Raw genomic sequence first — 18,801 nt, forward strand, 5'->3', positions numbered from 1 at the left:
TCCATCCTGGCAGGCCGCTCAGCCGAGGTGCGGGATGGTCTGCGCCTGCGCGCGGTTGGCGGCGCAGACGACGGCGCGGAGGGAGGCGGTGACGATGTTGTGGTGGATGCCGATGCCCCACACGATCTCGCCGGCGATCTCGCACTCGACGTACGCCGCTGCGACCGCGTCACCGCCCGAGGAGAGGGCGTGCTCGGCGTAGTCGAGCACGCGGATGTCCGCGCCCGCCTGCCGCATGCCGTCGACGAACGCCGCCACCGGGCCGTTGCCCATGCCGGAGAACGTGCGCTCCTCGCCACGCACGACGAGGTGCACCTCCTGCTGGTCGTCGCCCTCGGCGTCGGTGACCGACGTCCAGCGCTCGAGCGAGTACGGGTCCTCGCGCTCGAGGTACTCCGCCTTGAAGATCGACCAGATCTCGTCCGGCGTCACCTCGCCGCCCTGGGCGTCCGTGCGCTCCTGGATGACCCGGCTGAACTCGATCTGCGCCCGGCGCGGCAGGTCGAGGCTGTGCTCCGCCTTGAGGACGTAGGCCACGCCGCCCTTGCCGGACTGGCTGTTCACGCGGATCACGGCCTCGTAGGTGCGGCCGACGTCCTTCGGGTCGATGGGGAGGTACGGCGCCTCCCACGGGATCTCGCTGACCGGCTTGCCCTGCTCGGCGGCGATCCGGTCGAGGTCCTCGAGGCCCTTCTTGATGGCGTCCTGGTGGGAGCCGGAGAAGGCGGTGTAGACGAGGTCGCCCGCGTAGGGGTGGCGCGGGTGGACCGGCAGCTGGGTGCAGTACTCCACGGTGCGCCGGATCTCGTCGATGTCGGAGAGGTCGACCTGCGGGTCGATGCCCTGGCTGAAGAGGTTCATCGCCAGCGTGACCAGGTCGACGTTGCCGGTGCGCTCGCCGTGGCCGAACAGGCAGCCCTCGACCCGGTCGGCACCGGCCATCAGCGCGAGCTCGGTCGCGGCGACCGCCGTACCCCGGTCGTTGTGGGGGTGCAGGCTGATCGCGGTGACGTCGCGCCGGGTCAGCCCGCGGCCGAAGTACTCGATCTGGTCGGCGTAGGTGTTGGGCGTCGACATCTCGACGGTCGCCGGCAGGTTGAGGATGATCTCGCGACCCGGCTCGGGCTGCCACACGTCGGAGACCCGCTCGCACACCTCGAGCGCGAAGTCGGTCGGGGTCTGGGTGAAGATCTCGGGGCTGTACTGGTAGCCGAAGTCGGTGCCGTCGAGCAGGTGCTCGGCGTACTTCATGACCCATTCGGTTCCGCGCGTCGCGATCGCGATGCACTCGGCCTCGGTGACGTTGAAGACGACTCGCTGGAAGAGCGGCGCGGTCGCGTTGTAGAGGTGGACGGTCGCCTTGTCGGCTCCGACCAGCGACTCGACCGTGCGCTCGATCAGGTCCTCGCGCGCCTGGGTCAGCACCGAGATGCGTACGTCGTCCGGGATCTTCTCCTGGGTGACGAGCTGCCGGACGAAGTCGAAGTCGGTCTGGCTCGCCGCCGGGAACCCGATCTCGATCTCCTTGTAGCCCATCTTCACGAGGAGCTCGAACATCTTCATCTTGCGCGACGGGCTCATCGGGTCGATGAGCGCCTGGTTGCCGTCACGCAGGTCCGTGGAGAGCCACCGCGGCGCGGCGGTGATCTTCTGGTCGGGCCAGGTGCGATCGGGGACGGTGACGGGCTCGAATGCCGTGTAGCGGTGGAACGGCATGCCGCTCGGCTGCTGCTTCGGGATGGTGGTCATGACTTACCTCGGCTGATCTCGCTGTGGGGTTTCGCGGGGCGCCGGGCGCGCAACTCACTCCGCAGCGAGGGGTCCGGCTGTCAGACCTCGCTGCGGCCGCTAAGAAGCAGAGCGCGCAACATGACAAGGCCACTCTAAAGCATCGGCCCGAGGTGCGGCACACGTCTCGGCACCGCAGCCGAGAGGGCTACCTCTTCTTGCCGCCCGTGGCCGTGGTGCCACCCAGGCCGGCGGTCGTGGTGATGAAGTTGTGGATCGAGGGGTTGTTGACCTCGCCGTACACCCCGGGGAAGCCCGGCGTGGCGCAGCCGAGGCCGTAGCTGACGATGCCGACCTGGACCCTGCGTCCGTCGGCCAGGCGACCGAACAGCGGGCCGCCGGAGTCACCCTGGCAGGAGTCGCCGCCGAGCTCCTCCGCACAGACCTCGGTGGCGGCCTGGAAGCCCATGAGGCCGTTGGTGACGCAGTTCTCGTCGGCCACGGCTCGGACGTCGACGGCCTTGAGCTGGGCCGGGACGACCGGCGAGCCGAAGAACTCCGTGCCCCAGCCCGCCACGGTCAGCCGCGCGCCCTGCTGCTCGAGCGAGTCCTGGCCCGGCGCCGCAAGGGCGATCGCCGGCGCGGTCGTGATGTCGGCGGTCACGTGGATCAGCGCTGCGTCGTGGGTGCCGGTGTCCTCGTACCTCGGGTGCACCACGATCCTGTCGACGGCAAGGGTCTGGCCCTGCGCGACGTCGGTGTCGATGTTGTCGCGGCCGACGGCGACCTGGATGTCGCCCGGGCGGGTGTCGACCATGCAGTGGGCGGCGGTGAGGATCCACCGCTTCGCGATGACCGAGCCGCCGCAGAAGTGGCCGGCTGTGCCGTTCTGGCCCTTGCTCTGGATCGAGGCCATGAACCCGAAGCGGTCGTCGGTGACCTGGTAGCCCCCCACGATCGCCTCGGCGGGGTGGATGGTCGACACGACGGCAGCAGCGAATGCGGCGGTGGCTGCGAGGGCGGCGGTGATGCGGGAGCGCATGGGGACGTCCTTTCCAGGTTCGTCGGACGACCGCCCGTGGCCGCCCGATCGGCATGCAGGACCAACGACCTGGACCGGGCCTGGGTCACGTCGGTTGACGAGACGACACCCTCGCCAGGGTGACAACCCGCGCGCGACCTGGCCGCCCGGACCGTCATGCACGTCGCAAGATCACGTCTCGGTTCGGTAAAGGTGTGCACCAGTCCGGTCCCGCCGTTGCCGGCGGCCGACCTCCCCTCGAAGGGTGGCGCGACCGCGTCACCACCGGGGAGAGGGAGAACCGTGAGATCTACTCAGCAGGCCAGACGAGGGCTGGCCGTCATCGCCGCAGGAGCACTCGGGACGGGGTTGCTCGTCGGGTCGGGCGTCGCGCCCGCCTCGGCCGCCGCCACCCTGACGCTCGACTACACCTGCACGTACCCGTTGATCAACCAGCAGGACCTGACCGTCGACATCGCCGTCGACCTGCCGGCGCAGGCCCAGGTCGGCGTACCGACGGCCCCGTTCGATATCGAGGCGATCAGCACCGTCAGCGCGACCACCACCTCGGGCCTGGCGCTCATCGGCGCCAAGACCATCGAGGGCACCGCCGTGTCGCACGTCAACGTGCAGGCGCCGCAGGTCGACCTGCCCGACGTCCAGGTGCCGGTCACGATTCCGCCGACGCCGGTCCCGGCCTCGGGGCCGTTCGACATCCCCGCCACCGGCCAAACCCCGTCGCTGACCTTCCCCGAGGCAGGTGAGGGCACCATCGACATCGGCAACCTCGACCTGCGGATGATCGCCCGCAACTCCTCCGGCGAGCCGATCGCGCTGCCGGGCGGCCACCCCGACGGCTCCTTCGACGCACCGTGCACGGTGAAGCCCGGACAGAACCAGCGGCTCGCGACGTTCCCGATCGTGGGGACGCCGCCGCCAACCTGCAACGGGCTGACCGCGACCATCACCGGGTCGGGGACGATCAACGGCACGGCCGGAGCCGACGTCATCGTTGGCAGCACCGGCACCGACACGATCACCGGCGGGGGTGGCAACGACACCATCTGCGCCGGCGCCGGCAACGACACGATCCTCCAGGCCGCAGCCCCCGACGGCGCCGACCGCGTCGACGGCCAGGCCGGCGTCGACACGATCAGCTACGCCGCCCGCACGACGCCCGTCGTCGTCACGCTGACCGGCACGACGGCGAACGACGGCGCGGCCGGCGAGGGCGATGCCCTCCTCGCCGTCGAGAACGCCACCGGCGGTGCGGGCCACGACAGTCTCGCCGGCAGCGCGGTCCCCAACCTGCTCGTCGGCGGCAACGGCAACGACGTCGTCAACGGACTCGGTGGCAACGACACCGAGCAGGGCGGCAACGGCAACGACAAGTTCGTCCAGGGCGCCGCCGCCAACGGCGCCGACGTGCTCAGCGGACAGGGGGGCATCGACACCCTCAACTACGGCACGCGGGCGGCCGCAGTCACGGTGACGCTGGGCGCCAGCGCCACCGGCAACGACGGTGCCGCGGGCGAGGGCGACAACGCCTCCCTGGTCGAGAACGTGACCGGCGGCAACGGCAACGACATCCTCACCGGCAACGGATCGGCGAACGCCTTCCTGGGCGGCAACGGCAACGACGCGCTCCGCCTCCGGGACAACATCGCCGGCAACGACAGCGGCAACGGCGGTGCCGGAACCGACACCGCGACCTTCGACACCGGCGACACCATCACCAACGTGCCCTGACGCGGCACGACACCGCCCAGCGGGTCCGCACCTTCCGGTGCGGGCCCGCTGCGTCGTGGCGGGCGGACTAGCCTGCACGGATGGCCCGACTGCTCGTCGTCCACCACTCCCCCACGCGCTCCACCCAGGCCCTGCTCGACGCCGCGCTGAGCGGCGCGGGCGACGACGCGATCGAGGGGGTCGAGGTCGTCGTACGACCTGCGCTGGAGGCGACCGCCGACGACGTGCTGGCAGCCGACGGCTATCTGCTCGGCTCGCCGGTGAACTTCGGCTACATGAGCGGGGCGCTCAAGCACTTCTTCGACTCGACGTTCCTCGCGGTCGGTGGCGCCCTCGACCCGAGTGGTGGCGCCGGCGAGTCCGAGGGCGCCACGAAGGGGCGCCCGTACGCCCTCTGGATGCACGGCCGGTACGACCTCACCGGCGGGGTGCGCGCCGTGCAGTCGATCGTCGGCGCGCTCGGCTGGAAGCAGTCGTACGACGTGCTCGCCGTGCTCGGCGACGTCGGGGACGAGGAGCGCGCGGCGGCGTACGAGCTGGGCGCTACGATCGCGGCACTGCTCAGCACCTGACACGAAGGGGATCGGCGATGACGCTCGCGCGCGCCACCGTCGCCTGCGCGCTCGCCGCGCTGCTGACGCTGGCCGGCTGCTCCTCGGAGCCGCAGGGCAAGAACGTCGACCCCGATCAGGTGGACTCGACCGAGATCCCCGAGCTCGGCGCGTGCCGCGTGCTGACTCCCGACGACGTCGAGAAGCCGGCGAACTCCACCCGCACGGTGAGCTGCAAGGAGAAGCACACCGCAGAGACGTTCGCGATCGGCGAGTTCCCCGACGAGCTCGACGACGTCGACTACGACGACGAGGCGGTGGGCGACTTCGCCTACCGCACCTGCACCAAGAAGTTCGAGAAGTTCCTCGGCGCCGCCGACGAGAGCCTGGTGCTGCGGACGATCGTGAGCTGGGCGTGGTTCCGGCCGTCCGAGAAGGCGTGGGACGACGGAGCCCGGTGGTACCGCTGCGACGTGGTCGGCGGGAACGCCTCCAGCGAGGAGTACCGCCCGCTGCCGACCACCGCGAAGGGCCTGCTGCTCGGCCGTCCCGACGACCGGTGGCTGATCTGCGCGGTCGGGCCGACGGTCGCCGAGGGCGAGAAGGTGCCGTGCGCGCAGGAGCACGACTGGCGCGCGGCGACGACGATCAAGCTGGGCGAGCCCGAGGACGACTACCCCGGCGACCAGGTCGTCGCCAGCCGCACCAAGGCGTTCTGCGCCAAGTCCATCCAGGCCTGGCTCAACTACCCCGCCCGGTTCGAGTACGCCTTCACCCACTTCCACGAGGCCGAGTGGCAGGCGGGCAACCGACGCTCGGTGTGCTGGGCCAAGACCAGTGAGTGACGCCGTCGTACGACGCCGCGCGGCGTCGTACGCCCTGGTCGTCGCGCTCGCGGCGACCGCGGTCGCGGGGTGCTCAGGTGGCGACGAGGAGCCGTCGAGCGAGCCCTCGACGACCGCACCGGCGACGCCTCCGACGGCCGGCCCGCCGCCGAAGCCGCCGCAAGACGGCGCGTGCTACCGGCTCTCCTTCCGGCAGGCGCTGGCGCCGACGAGCGCCAAGAAGCCCACCCCGTGCGGGGAGCCGCACACCTCGGAGACCTACGCCGTCGGCACGCTCGACACCGTTGCGGAGGGCCACCTGCTGGCGGTGGACTCCGAGCGGGTCCAGGCGCAGGTTGCGGAAGCGTGCCCGGACGCGCTGCTGCCGTTCGTCGGCGGCGACCGGGCGGCGCTGCGGCTCAGCATGATCCGGCCGGTGTGGTTCACGCCGAGCGTGGAGGAGTCGGACGAGGGTGCCCACTGGTACCGCTGCGACGTGGTCGTCGTCGCCGGCGACGGGCAGCTCGCCCAGCCCGACACCAGCCTCGAGGGCGCGCTCGACAAGCCCGAGCTGCGCGACCGCTACGCGATGTGCGGCACCGCCGCCCCCGACGCCGAGCGTTTCGAGCGGGTCATCTGCTCCGCCGACCACTCGTGGCGCGCGATCCAGGTGGTGCCGTACGACGCCCGCACCTATCCCGGCGAGCGGGCCGTCCGCGAGCAGCTCGCGTCACCCTGCGAGGACGCCGGTCTCGACGTCGCCGCCGACCCCCTGGACTACGAGTGGGGCTACGAGTACCCCACCGAGGAGCAGTGGGAGATGGGCCAGACCTACGGCCTCTGCTGGGCGCCCGACTAGTCACGGGGGCGGATTCAACGGGGGTCAGAAGCCGAGCTTGCGGAGCTGGCGGGGGTCGCGCTGCCAGTCCTTGGCGACCTTCACGCGGAGGTCGAGGTAGACGGGGGTGCCGAGGAGGGTCTCGATCTGCTTGCGCGCGACGGTGCCGACCTCGCGGAGGCGGGAGCCGCGGTGGCCGATGACGATGCCCTTCTGGGAGTCGCGCTCGACGTACAGGTTGGCGTGGATGTCGAGGAGCGGCTTGTCGTCGGGGCGTCCCTCGCGCAGGCCCATCTCCTCGACCACGACGGCGATCGAGTGGGGCAGCTCGTCACGGACTCCGTCGAGGGCGGCCTCGCGGATCAGCTCGGCCGCGAGCACCTCCTCGGGTGCGTCGGTGAGGTCGCCGTCGGGGTAGAGCGCCGGCCCCTCCGGCATCAGGCCGACGAGAAGCTCGGCGAGCAGGTCGATCTGGTCGCCCGCCACCGCTGACACAGGCACGATCTCGGCCCACTCGGTGCCGGTCTCCCGGCCGAGCTCGGCGATGTCGAGCAGGTGCTCCCCGATCCGGTCGGGGGCGACCAGGTCGGTCTTGGTGGCGACCGCGATCTTGGTCGTACGCCGAACCTTGGCGAGCTCGTTCACGAGGAACCGGTCGCCGGGGCCGATCTTCTCGTCGGTGGGGAAGCAGACCGCGACCACGTCGACCTCGGACCAGGTCGCCGTCACCAGGTCGTTGAGCCGCTCCCCCAGCAGGGTGCGCGGCTTGTGGAGGCCCGGGGTGTCGACCAGCACCAGCTGCCCGTCCGCCCGGTGCACGATCCCGCGGACGACGGTGCGGGTGGTCTGCGGCTTGTCGGAGGTGATGACGATCTTCTGCCCGACGAGGGCGTTGGTCAGGGTCGACTTGCCGGCGTTCGGGCGTCCCACGAAGCAGGCGAATCCGCTCCGGAAGCCCTCGGTCGAGGTGAACGTGGCCGGCGCCGGAGCGGGCATCCCGGCGAAGTCCTCGTCGAGCTCGTCGTCGAGCTCGTCGTCGAGCTCGTCGTCAAGATCGTCGTTCTCGTGGTCGAACTCGCGACTCATCGCTGCCCCTGCTCCTGTGCGGCCCGGTCGTAGTCGGCCCAGATCTCGTCGTCGGTCTTGCCCGCCGCCTTGCCGGCGCGCCAGATCGGGCCCGGGTCGACCGGTCGGGGCTGCCGGGCCGCGACCGAGCGCCAGTAGCCCATCACGTCGTAGGCCGTGGACGGCAGCCTCCGCTCCCGCATCAGGAACTTGCGGATCGCCCGCATCTGCGCGGACTCCCCGGCCATCCAGAAGTACCCGTCGCCGGCCGGCCAGTCGATCGTCTCCACGACGGCGGCGAGGCGGCTGCCGCCGCCGTCCGGCAGCGACAGCCAGGTGGTGTCGTCGCCCGCGGGGAGATAGTCACCGAGCTGCTCGGGGAGGTCGGGCACCTCGGCCCAGATCCGGGTCGGCAGCGCCGCGCCGTGGGTCTCGGCGATCCGGGCCATCGCCGGCAGCGCGGTCAGGTCGCCGACGAGCAGCAGCCACGAGGCGCCGTCGGGCAATGCGAACGACCCCTTGGGCTCGGTGATCGTGACCCGGTCACCGACGCAGTCGCCGCTCGCCCACTCGGTCACCAGCCCGACCTCGTGCACCACGACGTCGAGGACCAGCTCGGCGCCGTCCCACGAGCGGACGGTGTAGTAGCGGCTCTGGAACTGGCCCGGCACGACCAGGCCGACCCACTCGTCGGGGATGCCGGTCGACGTGAAGCCGGCGAGCCCGGGGCCGCCGAGGGTGACCCGCACCAGGTGGGGCGAGATCTGCTCGCGCCCGAGCACGTCGGCGGCGTACTGCTCGGCGCGGGTGCTCACCCGCTCAGGCTATCGAGCCGGCGACCAGGCACCCCCACCGACGGCTTAGCAGGCGCTAGAGTGCCCGGTATGCCCACGGTCGAGAAGCCCACCTTCTGCCGGATCTGCGAGCCGACGTGCGGCATGGTCGCCACCGTCGAGGACGACCGACTGGTCAGGATCCGGCCCGACAAGGACCACCCGGTCACGGCCGGGTTCTCCTGTCCCAAGGGCCTGGAGTTCCTGCACGTGCAGAACGACGAGGACCGGGTGCTGCACCCCCTGCGGCGCCGCCCCGACGGCAGCTTCGAGCAGGTCTCCTGGGAGACCGCGATCAGCGAGATCGGCGCGAGGCTGCGGGAGATCCGGCGGCGGCACGGCGGCGGGTCGATCGGCTGGTACGGCGGCAACCCCACCGCCTTCAGCCACTCCCACGCGCTGTGGATCGGTTGGTTCCTGCGCGGTCTCGGGTCCCGCCACCTCTACACGCCGAACACCCAGGACACGTCGAGCCGCTTCGTCGCCTCGGCCCTGCTCTACGGCTCCCCCGTCGTCGTCCCGGTGCCCGACCTCGAGCGCACCGACTTCGCGCTCCTGATCGGCACCAACCCGCTCGTCTCCCGCGGCAGCCTCATCAGCGCGGGGAACCTGCGGGAGCGGTTCACCGAGATCGTCGCCCGCGGTGGCCGGGTCGTCGTGGTCGACCCGCGCCGTACCGAGACCGCACGCGCGTTCGAGCACGTCGGCGTCCGTCCCGACGGCGACGCCTGGCTGCTGCTCGCGATGCTCCACGTGATCTTCACCGAGGGCCTCGCCGACGAAGCGGCGATCGCACGCCAGTCCACCGGCGTCGGGACGCTCCGCGACGCCGCGCTGAAGTGCCCACCGGACCTGGCAGAGGAGCGGTGCGGCGTACCGGCCGCAGAGATCCGCACGCTCGCCCGCGACTTCGCGAGGGCCCGCACAGCCGCCGCGCACGGCCGGACCGGGGCCTGCCTCGGCCGCCACGCCACCCTGGTCAACCTCCTGATCGACGCGCTCAACCTCGTCACCGGAAACCTCGACCGGGAGGGCGGGCTGCTCTTCGGCCGGGGCACCATCGACCTGCCGCGCATCGCCCACCTGGCCGGCATCGACACCTACGACACCTACCGGTCGCGCGTCGGCGACCTGCCGGAGGTGATCGGCCAGCTGCCCGCACCGCTGATGGCCGAGGAGATCGAGACGCCCGGTGAGGGCCAGCTGCGCGCGCTCCTCGTCTCCGCCGGCAACCCGGTCCTCTCGGTGCCCGGCAGCAACCGCCTCGAGCGTGCGCTGGGGCAGCTCGACCTGCAGGTCGGCATCGACCTCTATGTCAACGAGACCCACCGCCACGCGGACTACGTGCTGCCCGCCGCGTCCTTCTACGAGCGCGACGACCTCGTCATCGCCGCGCTCGACTTCCACCTCAAGCCGTTCGTGCAGTGGACCGAGGCGGTCGTGCCGCCGCGGGGCGAGGCGCGCCCGGACTGGGAGATCATCGAGGACCTCGCCCGCGAGCTGGGCTTCGCCGCCCTGTCGGCACCGGCGACGAAGCTCGTCGGGACCGGCAGGTTCGGCCGCCTCGCGCTCCGTGCCCTCGCGCCCGCGGCCGGACGACTGACGCCGGAGCGCCTGGTCGACCTGTTGCTGCGCACCGGCCGCGACGGCGACTGGTTCGGCCTGCGCCCGGGCGGACTCTCGGTCGCGAAGCTGAAGGAGAACCCGCGCGGCGTCGTGCTCGCCGAGCACCTCGAGGCCGGCACGCTGAAGCGCCACGTCTTCCACCGCGGACGGAAGGTGCGGCTCGACGGCGACGTGGTCGAGGCGGAGCTTGCCCGCCTCCTCGAGAGCGCCCGGCCCGACGCCGACTATCCCCTGCTGCTGATCGGTCGTCGCGACGTGCGTTCCCACAACTCGTGGATGCACAACACGCCGAAGCACCGCGACCCGGAGCGCCGGCAGTACGCCATGGTCCACCCCAAGGACGCGGCCGACATCGGTCTCTCCGACGGCGAGGTGGTGCGGGTCAGCACGGCGAAGGGCTCGATCGAGATCCCTGCCCGCGTGACCGACGAGGTCGTGGCCGGTTGCATCGCGGTGCCGCACGGCTGGGGCCACCGCGACGCCGGCTGGCAGGTCGCCAACGCGGCCGGCGGCGCCAACGTCAACGAGGTGCTCCCCGCCGACGTCGCCGATCTCGAGCGTGCGTCTGGGATGGCCCACCTCAACGGCGTGCCGGTGCGGATCGAGGCGGCAGCCCTATCCGGCTGAGTTGATGACGGCGGTCAGTGTCGTGCCGTCCGCGCCCGGCACGACGAACAACGACGTCGGGGTGAACCCCGCCCGTCGCAGCGAGTAGGTCCCCTGCTCCGGAACCGCTCCCCTGGTCGAGAACGTCAGCCGGAACTGGTCCGTCGCTCCGGCGGGTGCGCCGGCGAGGTCGGCGACCTGCCGCAGGACGACCGGGACGCCGACGCCGCTGCGGACGAGGCTGAAGCCCTTGCCGCGCAGAGAGGCGAAGCGCGGCCGGAGATAGAGCGACGCGGCAGACGTGTACGACGGGTCGGCGGCCTGCGCGCCCGGGGCTCCGGCGATCGGTCCCACGATGCCCAGAGCGCTCGCGGCGAGCCCGGCGGCGCCGATGCCCAGCACACTGCGGCGGGAGACGTCGGTCATGGGGTCCTCCTGGATAGCATCGGCGGGTGACCGAGACCCCGTGGTTCACGCACGCCGACTTCGCCGATCGCGTGGGTGAGGACTTCCGCGTGCGCCTGCCGGACGACTCCGTTCTCCCGCTCATCCTGAGCGAAGTGGAAGTCGGGCTCGAGGATTCCGGACAAGGCCCCGACGGAGCGACCCGGCAGCAGTTCTCGCTGCTGTTCCGCGGGCCGACCGCCCCTCAGCTGAGCCAAGGCCTCTGGGCCCTCGAGCACGACGAGATGGGTGAGCTCGCGCTGTTCCTGGTGCCGCTCGGTCCGGACAACAAGGGACCGCGCTACGAGGCCGCTTTCGCCTGATCCGACCGTCACCGCGCCCTCCACTCCATGAGCCGGTACACGCCCACGTCGGACATGACCCTGAACCCCAGCCGGACGTAGAGGTCGGCAGCGCGGTTCCCCACCGCCACGTGCAGGCTCACCGTCCGCCCGCTGGCCGCTGCCTCCGCCTGTACGGCCCGGATGAGCGCGCTGCCAAGGCCGGCGTCGCGGTCCTCGGGCAGCAGGCTGATGTCGATGATCCGGATGTCCCCGGGCCGCCGGTCGACGTACAGCCGGCCGACGAGGCGGCCGTCGACCTCGATCACGTCGACGTCGGCGTTCGGGTTTGTCTGCCGGTAGTGCATGTCCTGGGCGTGGAACTGCATCCGCACCAGCGCGTCCCGCTGCTCCTCGTCGAGCGGCAGCAGCGACAGGTCGTCGCGCGTCGTGCCGTAGAGCGCGAGGAGGAACTCCCGGTCCTGGGGTGTCGCGGCCCGCAGCGTGTGGGTGACCCGGTCGGCGGTCGTGCTCATCACGTCCACCGCTGCGGGAAGATGCCCTGGAGCGCGATGCAGTAGTTCATGACCAGGTAGGGCTGCAGGTTGGTGTGCGGCAGGCTGCCGCCGGTGGGCGCCACCGCCTGCGGCGAGAGCTGGGTGTTCGAGGAGGACTGGTAGATCCCGCCACCCTGGCTCAACGCCCACGACGCGTTGGGGTTGACGATCTTGGCCAGCGCGGGGTCCTGGGTCGCGCCGCTCATCGTGTGGCTGTGCGCCGGCATCTCGCTCTCGAGCAGGGTGATGAACTCCGCGCCGCCGACCTCGCCGAGGAGACGCAGACTCAGGCCGCCGCCCTGGCCGGGCTGCATGGGCGCGTTGCCCTGCAGGTCGGGCAGCGCGAACGTCGACTTGCCGTCGCCGCCGTAGACCGTCCCGAGCAGGGCGAAGAGGGCGGTGTTCTGCGAGAGCGGCAACAGCTGCCCGTTGCAGAGCGCCCACCCCTTGGGCGCGAACTCGAACGGGAAGATGCGGATCTCGGCCAGGAAGTGGTCGGACATGAACGCTCCTTGCGCCTCAGGTCTGGCTCGGGAAGAGCCCGAACAGGGAGATGATGAAGTTGACGCAGAGGTAGGGCTGCATGTTCTCGTGCGGCTGGCTCCCGCCGGCGGGCCCGATTGCCGCTGGGTTGAAGGGCGCGTCCGGCGCGGTGTTGAGGTACGGCGTGATCGTCACCGAGTTCGCCGGCAGCGCGTTGTCGAGACTCGTCTGGTCGCCGGTCACCGCGGCCCCGATCGCGACGTGGCTGTGGACCGGGATCTGCTGCGTCGTCAGCGTCACCGACTCCACGCCCCCGGTGGCGCCGATGATGTAGTGGCTGATGCCGGGTGGCGGCCCGGGGTTGGTCTGGTGGATGGGGATCCGGCTCTGCAGGTTCGGCAGGGCGAAGGTCTGCTCGCCGTCGCCGCCGTACGTCGTGCCGATGATCTGGAAAAGGGTCTCGTTCTCGGAGATCGGCAGGATCCGGCCGTTGCAGAACCGCCAGCCGTTGGGCTCGAAGTTGCCGCCGAACATCCGGATCTCGCCGACATAGGGTTGGGACACGACCTGATCCTTTAGTTCTGCGAGGGGTAGATGCCCTGGAGGGCGATCGCGAAGGTGAGGGCGAGGAACGGCATCCGGTTCTCGTGCGCCTGGCTGCCGCCGGTGTTGCCGATGGTGCCCGGGTTCATCGACGTGAGGCCGGCCGGCGCGTGATAGAGGTTGCCGGCACTCCCGAGAAACCGGTTCGACGGGTTGTCGTTGCCACCGGTCGCCACGGTCGACCCGTTCATGAAGTGGAGGTGCTGCGGCAGCTGCTGGATGTTGAGCGTCACCGACTCCGAGCCGGCCCTCTCCCCGCGGTGGTGGCCGTTGCCGAAATGGATCGGCACCCGGCCGCGCAGGTCGGGCAGGGCGAAGTTGGTCTGCCCGTTGCCGCCGTAGGTCGTCTGGAGCAGGGAGAACAGCGCCTGGTTCTGGTTGATCGGCAGCAGCTGCCCGTTGCACATCGCCCAACCCTTCGGGACGAAGTTGAAGGAGAAGAGCCGGATCTCCGACAGGAACGGTTCTGACATGGGGTTCGCTTTCTGGTCCGCGATCAGGGGCAGGTGGTGCCGGAGCCGGCGAACGTCGCCGGTGGGTTGGCGACCGCGGTGCCCTGCGCGCCGCCGCCGATCTGCGCTGCGGCGTACAGAGCGAAGGCGGTCCCGTCGCTCGGACCGCCGGCGTAGCCGGGCTGCCGGAGCGTCGTGCTCTGGCTCGCCACCAGCCGGAAGTCCTTGTTGGCGGCGTCACTGGAGCCGGTGATCGAGTTCGGGCCGAAGTCGACGCAGGTGGCGAACGTGTCACCGCCGTCGACCCCGCTGTCGACCCGGATGCCCTGCAGCAACGTGATGTTGGGGTTGGTGCCCGAGTTGCTCACCGTGTTGCCGCTGATGTTGAGGTTGAACTGACCGGACTCGGCCACCCCGCCACCCGCGACGAACTGGATGCCGCTGGAGTTGTACTGGTGGATCGCGTTGTTGGTCACGTTGAAGGTGGCGTTGCCGTCACCGAACGTGGAGATCTCCATGCCGTCGCCCTCGACCGAGCCGGAGTTGGCCGTCCCGGGGGTCCCGATGGTGTTGCCGGTGATGTTGGCGACCAGGTTGTTGGTGCCCGCGGCGACGTCCCGGCTCTTGATGATCGTCAGCATGTTGGTGAGCGAGTCGCGCATCGTGTTGTTGAGGATGTCGAGCGTCGCCGGTCCCTTGGCGCCGGCCACGATCGCAAGGCCTCCGCCACCGGTGGCGATGCTCGGCTCGTTGTTGGTGAACGCGTTGCTGACGAGGTCGAGGTCGCCGCCGCCGGTGCCGTCGCCGATGTACTGGAACAGGTCGCCGGTCGCCGTGGTGACCTGGCTGTTCTGGTAGACGACGTTCATGTCGGAGGTGCCGATGCCCTCGAACTGCACGGCGTCGTCGCCGCCGGTGGCGTCCAGCGCCAGGCTGTCGACGTTGTTGAACGTCGCATTGAGCGTGCCCTGGGTGTTGTCGACCATGATGTTGGTGAAGTAGCCGCCGGTGACCACTGTGTTGGTGACGCTGACCGTGCCGGTCAGCTCGACGAAGCGCAGGCCGCCGTCCTTGTTGTCGGTGAGCGCGCTGTTGCCGAGCACACCGCGCAGCACACTGTCGGCCAGGGTGAGGCCGTTGACGTTGGTGCCGCGGATCCCGTAGTTGGTCGCGTTGTTGATGTGGATGCGCGTGAACGACGGCGCCGTCGTGTTCCGCAGCACGATGGCCGTGCCGTCGGGGACCTGGTCGAGGCCGTCGTCGCCGCCGGTCACGTTGGTGATGGTGCCGCCGGTGCAGCCTGTCTGGTCGACATTGGTGCAGCCGCCGGGACCACCCGCGCCGGTCACGACCAGGTTGCCGAGGCTGCCGGTCGTGTCGAGGACGATGCCCTGGAGGCCGTTGCCGCTCGCGGACAGCGACCGGAAGGTGAGGTCGTCGGCGCCGATGTCGGTGTTGACGACGCTGAGCGCCCGACCGCCGCCGAAGCTGTTGATGGTGTTGTTCGCGCCGGTGACGGCGACGGTCCCGCTGTTCTCGGCGTTGAAGCCCCGACCGCTGGACGTGGTCAGCAGGAGCCCACCGGCGGTGAACCGCATGGTGTGCCCGTCGCTGCTCGTCATCGACACGGCGTGGGAGGCGCCGGTGTCGAGCACGGTCGTGCCGCTGAACACCGTCGAGCCGCCCGTGTTGCTCGACACGCTGATCCCGCCGCCGGCGTCGCTGCCGTCGGTGATCGAGCCCGAGAGCGTGACCGTCCCGCCGGTGCGGCCGGTGACGTCTGCGGACGAACCGGAGCCGTTGGTGACCGTGCCCGGGTAGGTCACGTCGCCGGACCCCCCGTTGAGGTCGAACGCGATGCCGGACGCGCCGCTGATGCTGCCGCTGGAGGCGCTGAACCCGCCCGTGCCCAGCCCGTCCAGGTTCACACCGTCGGTCGCGCTGTTGGTCGAGGTGACGCCGTCGAAGCTCAGGGCCGCGGCGCTGCTGTTGATCACGTCGACCGCGGGACCGCCGGTCGCGCTCAGGTTCGCGGTGTCCGAGGCGGGGACGGTGACGGCCGCGGCGCTGTTGAGGGCGAAGGCGGGGGCTGTCCCCGACGTCGTCGTGAGGGAGAGGTCACCGAAGGTCAGGCTGCCCGTGGTGCTGGTCGCGGAGACGCCGCCTGAGCCCGAGCCGGTGACGGTCACCGAGTCGAACACGCTCGTGCCCAGGTTGGTGCCGGCCAGGTCCAGCGCCTTCGCGCCGGTCGTCGTGACGGAGATCGTCCCGACACCCGCGAAGCCGACCGTGCCGGCGCTGGCGAGCCGGACACCCGTCGCGCCCGACGTGCTGACGGTGAGGTCGGAGACGGCGAACGTGCCGCTGGTGGCGTCCAGCTCGAGCCCGGGCTGGTTCCCCGGGGCGCCGCCGTCGATGATGTCGACCTCGGCGATGGTGCCGTTGGTGTCGCCGGAGCCGCCCGCGATGCCGCCGCCCGTGCCCGAGGGGTCGATGACCAGGCCGCGCAGGACGTTGTCGTCATCGAGCGTCACGACATCGGCGTTGCTCGCGGTCAGCGTCGGCCGGGCGCCGGGGTTGGCGGTGTGCAACGTGTCGCCGCCGACCTGGAGCCCGTTGTGCTCACCGAGCAGGCGCTGGCCGGCCTTCAGGACGAGCCCGTCGCCGCCGTAGCCGGTGCTGGTGGCGTCACCGTCGAACACGAAGATCGTGTGGTTCGCGCCCGAGGCGGTCTCGGCCTCGGTCAGCGTGTCGAAGGGCGCGTTGGATACACCCATGCCGCCCGCGGTGGCGGTGTTGTCGACGTACCAGACGCAGCCGGTCATCTCGACGGTCACCTCACCGAAGTCCGTGCCGCCGTCGCCGTCGTTGAGGGTGTAGGCGAACGAGTCGAAGGTGTCGGTGCAGCTGGTCCCGGCGGCCGGGGTGAAGACGAAGTCGCCGTCGGCCTGGATGACGGCGCTGCCACCGTCGACGCTCGTCACAGTCTCGGAAGTGATCGTCAGCGGCCCGGCGCTGTCGATGTCGGTGTCGCCGTCGAGGAGGTCGCCGGTCACCACCTTGTGGGGGCCGGCCTCGGTGGGCGCGGCGTCGGTGGCGTCGTCGTGGACGAGGACGGTGTTGCCCACCGCGGCGTTGCTGCCGGTGTAGCTCTCGTCGTCGGCGACCGGGAGGTCGTTGATGCAGGCGACGGTGACCGCGACAGTCGCCTGGTCGCCGTCCGGGCCGAGGGTGTAGGTGAACGTGTCGTCGGCGTTGCCCGGCGGGTCGTTGCAGTAGTCGGGGTCCGGCTCGTAGGTGAGGTCGGCGCCGAAGTTCGTGATGGTCGCGGTGCCGTTGGCGGGATCGCTGACGGCCGTGATCGAGAGGGCGCCGGTCTCGCCCTGGGTGTCGTTGGCAAGCACGTCGATCGTGGTCGCCGGGGCGTCTTCGATGACGTCGGTGTCGTCGTCGGCGGCGACGGCCGGGTCGAGAACGCAGGTCACGGTCACGGCGACCGTGGCCGCCAGTCCGCCCGGGCTGAGCTGGTAGGTGAAGTCGTCGGTGGTGATGCCGTCGTTGCAGTAGTTCGGGTCGGGCTGGTAGCTGATGTCCGCCCCGCCATTGGTGATGGTGGCGGTGCCGTTGACGGGGTCCGCCACGATGTCGACGGCGAAGGGATCACCCTCGACGTCGGAGTCGTTGCCGAGCACGTCGATCGTCGTGGCCGGGGCGTCCTCCGCGACCGCGGCCGTGTCGTTGCCTGGGACCGGTGCGTCGTTCACGCAGGTCACGGTGACCGCGACGGTGGCGGTGTCCCCGCCCGGGTCGAGCGTGTAGGTGAAGTCGTCGGTCGGGGTGCCGTCGTTGCAGTAGTCGTCGTTGGGCTCGTACGTCAGGTCGGCACCGCCGTTCGTGATGGTCACGGTGCCGTTCGTCGAGGTGGTGTCGACCGATGCGATCGTGACCACGTTGCCGGCGTCCTCGTCGTTGGCGAGCACGTCGATCGTCGTCGCCTGGTCGTCCTCGGTGACCGTCGCGGTGTCGTCCTCGGCCACCGGGACGTCGGGCCGGCAGGCGACCTTCACCGACACGGTCGCGGTCGAGCCGCCCGGAGCCAGCGTGTAGTCGAAGGTGTCCGGCGTGGTGCCCGGAGGCGTGTTGCAGTAGTCCGCGTCCGGCGTGTAGAAGACCCGCTTCTTGCTCGCCGCGATCGTCACCGTGCCGTCGGCCGGGTCGGTCACCGAGGCAACGCCGATCGGGCCGCCGTCCGCGTCGGTGTCGTTGGCGAGGACCTCGATGGGCCGCGTGACAGAGTCCTCGACGACTGTCTTGGTGTCGTCCACCGCGACCGGGTCGTCGCGGTCGAGGACGTTCGCGTCCTCGCAGTCGGCGTCGGCGGTGTCGAAGGTGTCGATGTTGGCGACGTCGGCGCCGTCGCCGCAGTGTGCGGCGTCGACGTTCCCGGCGCCGTCGCGGTCATGCAGGACGTCGTCGCCGGGCTGGCCGTAGAGGTCGTCGTTGCCGGAGCCGCCGCGCAGGATGTCGTCCTGGTCACTGCCGTAGACGAGGTCGTCGCCGTCGTTGCCGAGCACCCGGTCGGCACCGGTGTTGCCGCGGACGTCGTCGTCGCCCGCCCCGCCGACGACCTTGTCGTCACCGGCCGCACCCATGGCCTGGTCCGCGCCGTCCTGGCCGAAGACCTGGTCGGCGTCGAGCCCGCCGGTGAGCACGTCGTCGCCCGCACGGCCGCTCACCTCGTCCGTGCCCGGCCCGCCGTCCGCGGTGTCGTTGTCGCCGTCGCCGTACACACCGTCGGCGCCCGAGCCCCCGGACAGGTCGTCATCGCCGGGGCCGCCCCGGAGGTCGTCGTTGCCAGGGCCACCGTCGACCGTGTCGGCTCCGGGACCCGCGATGACGAGGTCCTCGCCGCCCAGTGCGTTGATGGTGTCGTCACCACCGAGGCCGCAGATGACATCGGCGCCCGACGTGCCGGTGAGCACGTCGGCGCCGACGGTGCCCTCGATGGTGCAGGCACTCCCGAGCGGGGGCGGGTCCGCCCAGGCGGCACCTGACAGGCCCGACAGCGGCAGGGCGGACGCTGCCGCGACCGCGAGGAAAGACCCGAACTTCGACGCGCGTGCACCAGCCATGCCAACGC

At 70.9% G+C, this 18,801-nt stretch carries 16 protein-coding genes; 6 read left to right on the forward strand and 10 right to left on the reverse strand.

From position 1 onward, the window contains the following. Positions 1–18: 18 nt before the first annotated feature. Together leuA and F0U47_RS14785 are read right to left on the reverse strand one after the other, a co-directional pair. Positions 19–1,749 (reverse strand): 2-isopropylmalate synthase, encoded by a 1,731-nt coding sequence (gene leuA, locus F0U47_RS14780; RefSeq protein WP_149751247.1) that lies wholly within the window; start codon positions 1,747–1,749, stop codon positions 19–21. Positions 1,750–1,936: 187 nt separating this feature from the next. After that, positions 1,937–2,770: a S1 family peptidase gene (locus F0U47_RS14785; protein WP_149751248.1), complete on the reverse strand. Its 834-nt coding sequence runs from the start codon at positions 2,768–2,770 to the stop codon at positions 1,937–1,939. Between the two features lie 282 nt (positions 2,771–3,052). On the opposite strand from F0U47_RS14785, the gene F0U47_RS14790 reads away from it, so the two are divergent. The 4 genes from F0U47_RS14790 (at position 3,053) to F0U47_RS14805 (ending at position 6,732) form a co-directional block, all read left to right on the forward strand. Next, on the forward strand, positions 3,053–4,498 hold the full coding sequence (locus tag F0U47_RS14790; protein ID WP_149751249.1) for a DUF6801 domain-containing protein: 1,446 nt from the start codon (positions 3,053–3,055) through the stop codon (positions 4,496–4,498). An 80-nt stretch (positions 4,499–4,578) separates the two neighbouring features. Continuing rightward, entirely contained in the window at positions 4,579–5,070 is a 492-nt protein-coding gene (locus tag F0U47_RS14795) for a flavodoxin family protein (RefSeq protein WP_149751250.1), read from the forward strand. 17 nt (positions 5,071–5,087) lie between these two features. Further along, positions 5,088–5,894: a septum formation family protein gene (locus F0U47_RS14800; RefSeq protein WP_149751251.1), complete on the forward strand. Its 807-nt coding sequence runs from the start codon at positions 5,088–5,090 to the stop codon at positions 5,892–5,894. Then, the gene (locus F0U47_RS14805; RefSeq protein ID WP_149751252.1) at positions 5,887–6,732 is read left to right on the forward strand and encodes a septum formation family protein; all 846 of its coding nucleotides are present in this window, start codon (positions 5,887–5,889) and stop codon (positions 6,730–6,732) included. The genes F0U47_RS14800 and F0U47_RS14805 overlap by 8 nt, the downstream gene beginning before the upstream one ends. Positions 6,733–6,756: 24 nt before the next feature. Here F0U47_RS14805 and era read toward each other — a convergent pair whose 3' ends face one another. Next, complete coding sequence (gene era / locus F0U47_RS14810) at positions 6,757–7,797, reverse strand: GTPase Era (RefSeq protein ID WP_223162793.1); 1,041 nt, start codon at positions 7,795–7,797, stop codon at positions 6,757–6,759. Further along, entirely contained in the window at positions 7,794–8,591 is a 798-nt protein-coding gene (locus F0U47_RS14815; protein WP_149751253.1) for a siderophore-interacting protein, read from the reverse strand. Before F0U47_RS14815 ends, era begins: the two co-directional genes overlap by 4 nt. 69 nt (positions 8,592–8,660) lie before the next feature. On the opposite strand from F0U47_RS14815, the gene F0U47_RS14820 reads away from it, so the two are divergent. Next, a complete protein-coding gene (locus F0U47_RS14820) occupies positions 8,661–10,862 on the forward strand; it encodes a molybdopterin-containing oxidoreductase family protein (protein ID WP_149751254.1) in 2,202 nt (733 codons plus the stop codon). On the opposite strand, the gene F0U47_RS14825 is transcribed toward F0U47_RS14820, so the two are convergent. After that, positions 10,851–11,267 carry a DUF6916 family protein gene (locus tag F0U47_RS14825; protein ID WP_149751255.1) on the reverse strand — a complete coding sequence of 139 codons (417 nt, stop codon included), beginning with the start codon at positions 11,265–11,267 and terminating at the stop codon, positions 10,851–10,853. The two genes, F0U47_RS14820 and F0U47_RS14825, sit on opposite strands and share 12 nt — an antisense overlap. A 26-nt stretch (positions 11,268–11,293) precedes the next feature. On the opposite strand from F0U47_RS14825, the gene F0U47_RS14830 reads away from it, so the two are divergent. Next, the gene (locus F0U47_RS14830; RefSeq protein ID WP_149751256.1) at positions 11,294–11,608 is read left to right on the forward strand and encodes a DUF6916 family protein; all 315 of its coding nucleotides are present in this window, start codon (positions 11,294–11,296) and stop codon (positions 11,606–11,608) included. 8 nt (positions 11,609–11,616) lie between these two features. Here F0U47_RS14830 and F0U47_RS14835 read toward each other — a convergent pair whose 3' ends face one another. Genes F0U47_RS14835 through F0U47_RS14855 form a run of 5 tightly spaced genes read right to left on the reverse strand, consistent with a single transcriptional unit; the run spans position 11,617 to position 18,793 of the window. Continuing rightward, entirely contained in the window at positions 11,617–12,102 is a 486-nt protein-coding gene (locus F0U47_RS14835) for a GNAT family N-acetyltransferase (protein WP_149751257.1), read from the reverse strand. Then, complete coding sequence (locus F0U47_RS14840; protein WP_149751258.1) at positions 12,102–12,626, reverse strand: phage tail protein; 525 nt, start codon at positions 12,624–12,626, stop codon at positions 12,102–12,104. Before F0U47_RS14840 ends, F0U47_RS14835 begins: the two co-directional genes overlap by 1 nt. Positions 12,627–12,642: 16 nt before the next feature. Next, positions 12,643–13,170 carry a phage tail protein gene (locus F0U47_RS14845; RefSeq protein WP_149751259.1) on the reverse strand — a complete coding sequence of 176 codons (528 nt, stop codon included), beginning with the start codon at positions 13,168–13,170 and terminating at the stop codon, positions 12,643–12,645. A gap of 11 nt (positions 13,171–13,181) precedes the next feature. Further along, positions 13,182–13,682 carry a phage tail protein gene (locus F0U47_RS14850; protein WP_149751260.1) on the reverse strand — a complete coding sequence of 167 codons (501 nt, stop codon included), beginning with the start codon at positions 13,680–13,682 and terminating at the stop codon, positions 13,182–13,184. Between the two features lie 23 nt (positions 13,683–13,705). Next, the gene (locus tag F0U47_RS14855; protein WP_149751261.1) at positions 13,706–18,793 is read right to left on the reverse strand and encodes an Ig-like domain-containing protein; all 5,088 of its coding nucleotides are present in this window, start codon (positions 18,791–18,793) and stop codon (positions 13,706–13,708) included. Positions 18,794–18,801: the final 8 nt, after the last annotated feature.

This window comes from Nocardioides antri (assembly GCF_008373765.1).
GTDB classification, from domain to species: Bacteria; Actinomycetota; Actinomycetes; order Propionibacteriales; family Nocardioidaceae; genus Nocardioides; species Nocardioides antri.

Excerpts from the sequence above, each read along its gene's own strand:
- F0U47_RS14855 (WP_149751261.1), bottom strand. The coding sequence starts at position 18,793 with ATGGCTGGTGCACGCGCGTCGAAGTTCGGGTCTTTCCTCGCGGTCGCG.
- F0U47_RS14835 (WP_149751257.1), bottom strand. The coding sequence starts at position 12,102 with ATGAGCACGACCGCCGACCGGGTCACCCACACGCTGCGGGCCGCGACA.
- F0U47_RS14785 (WP_149751248.1), bottom strand. The coding sequence starts at position 2,770 with ATGCGCTCCCGCATCACCGCCGCCCTCGCAGCCACCGCCGCATTCGCT.
- F0U47_RS14820 (WP_149751254.1), top strand. The coding sequence starts at position 8,661 with ATGCCCACGGTCGAGAAGCCCACCTTCTGCCGGATCTGCGAGCCGACG.
- era (WP_223162793.1), bottom strand. The coding sequence starts at position 7,797 with ATGAGTCGCGAGTTCGACCACGAGAACGACGATCTTGACGACGAGCTC.
- F0U47_RS14795 (WP_149751250.1), top strand. The coding sequence starts at position 4,579 with ATGGCCCGACTGCTCGTCGTCCACCACTCCCCCACGCGCTCCACCCAG.
- F0U47_RS14800 (WP_149751251.1), top strand. The coding sequence starts at position 5,088 with ATGACGCTCGCGCGCGCCACCGTCGCCTGCGCGCTCGCCGCGCTGCTG.
- F0U47_RS14850 (WP_149751260.1), bottom strand. The coding sequence starts at position 13,682 with ATGTCAGAACCGTTCCTGTCGGAGATCCGGCTCTTCTCCTTCAACTTC.
- leuA (WP_149751247.1), bottom strand. The coding sequence starts at position 1,749 with ATGACCACCATCCCGAAGCAGCAGCCGAGCGGCATGCCGTTCCACCGC.
- F0U47_RS14825 (WP_149751255.1), bottom strand. The coding sequence starts at position 11,267 with ATGACCGACGTCTCCCGCCGCAGTGTGCTGGGCATCGGCGCCGCCGGG.
- F0U47_RS14840 (WP_149751258.1), bottom strand. The coding sequence starts at position 12,626 with ATGTCCGACCACTTCCTGGCCGAGATCCGCATCTTCCCGTTCGAGTTC.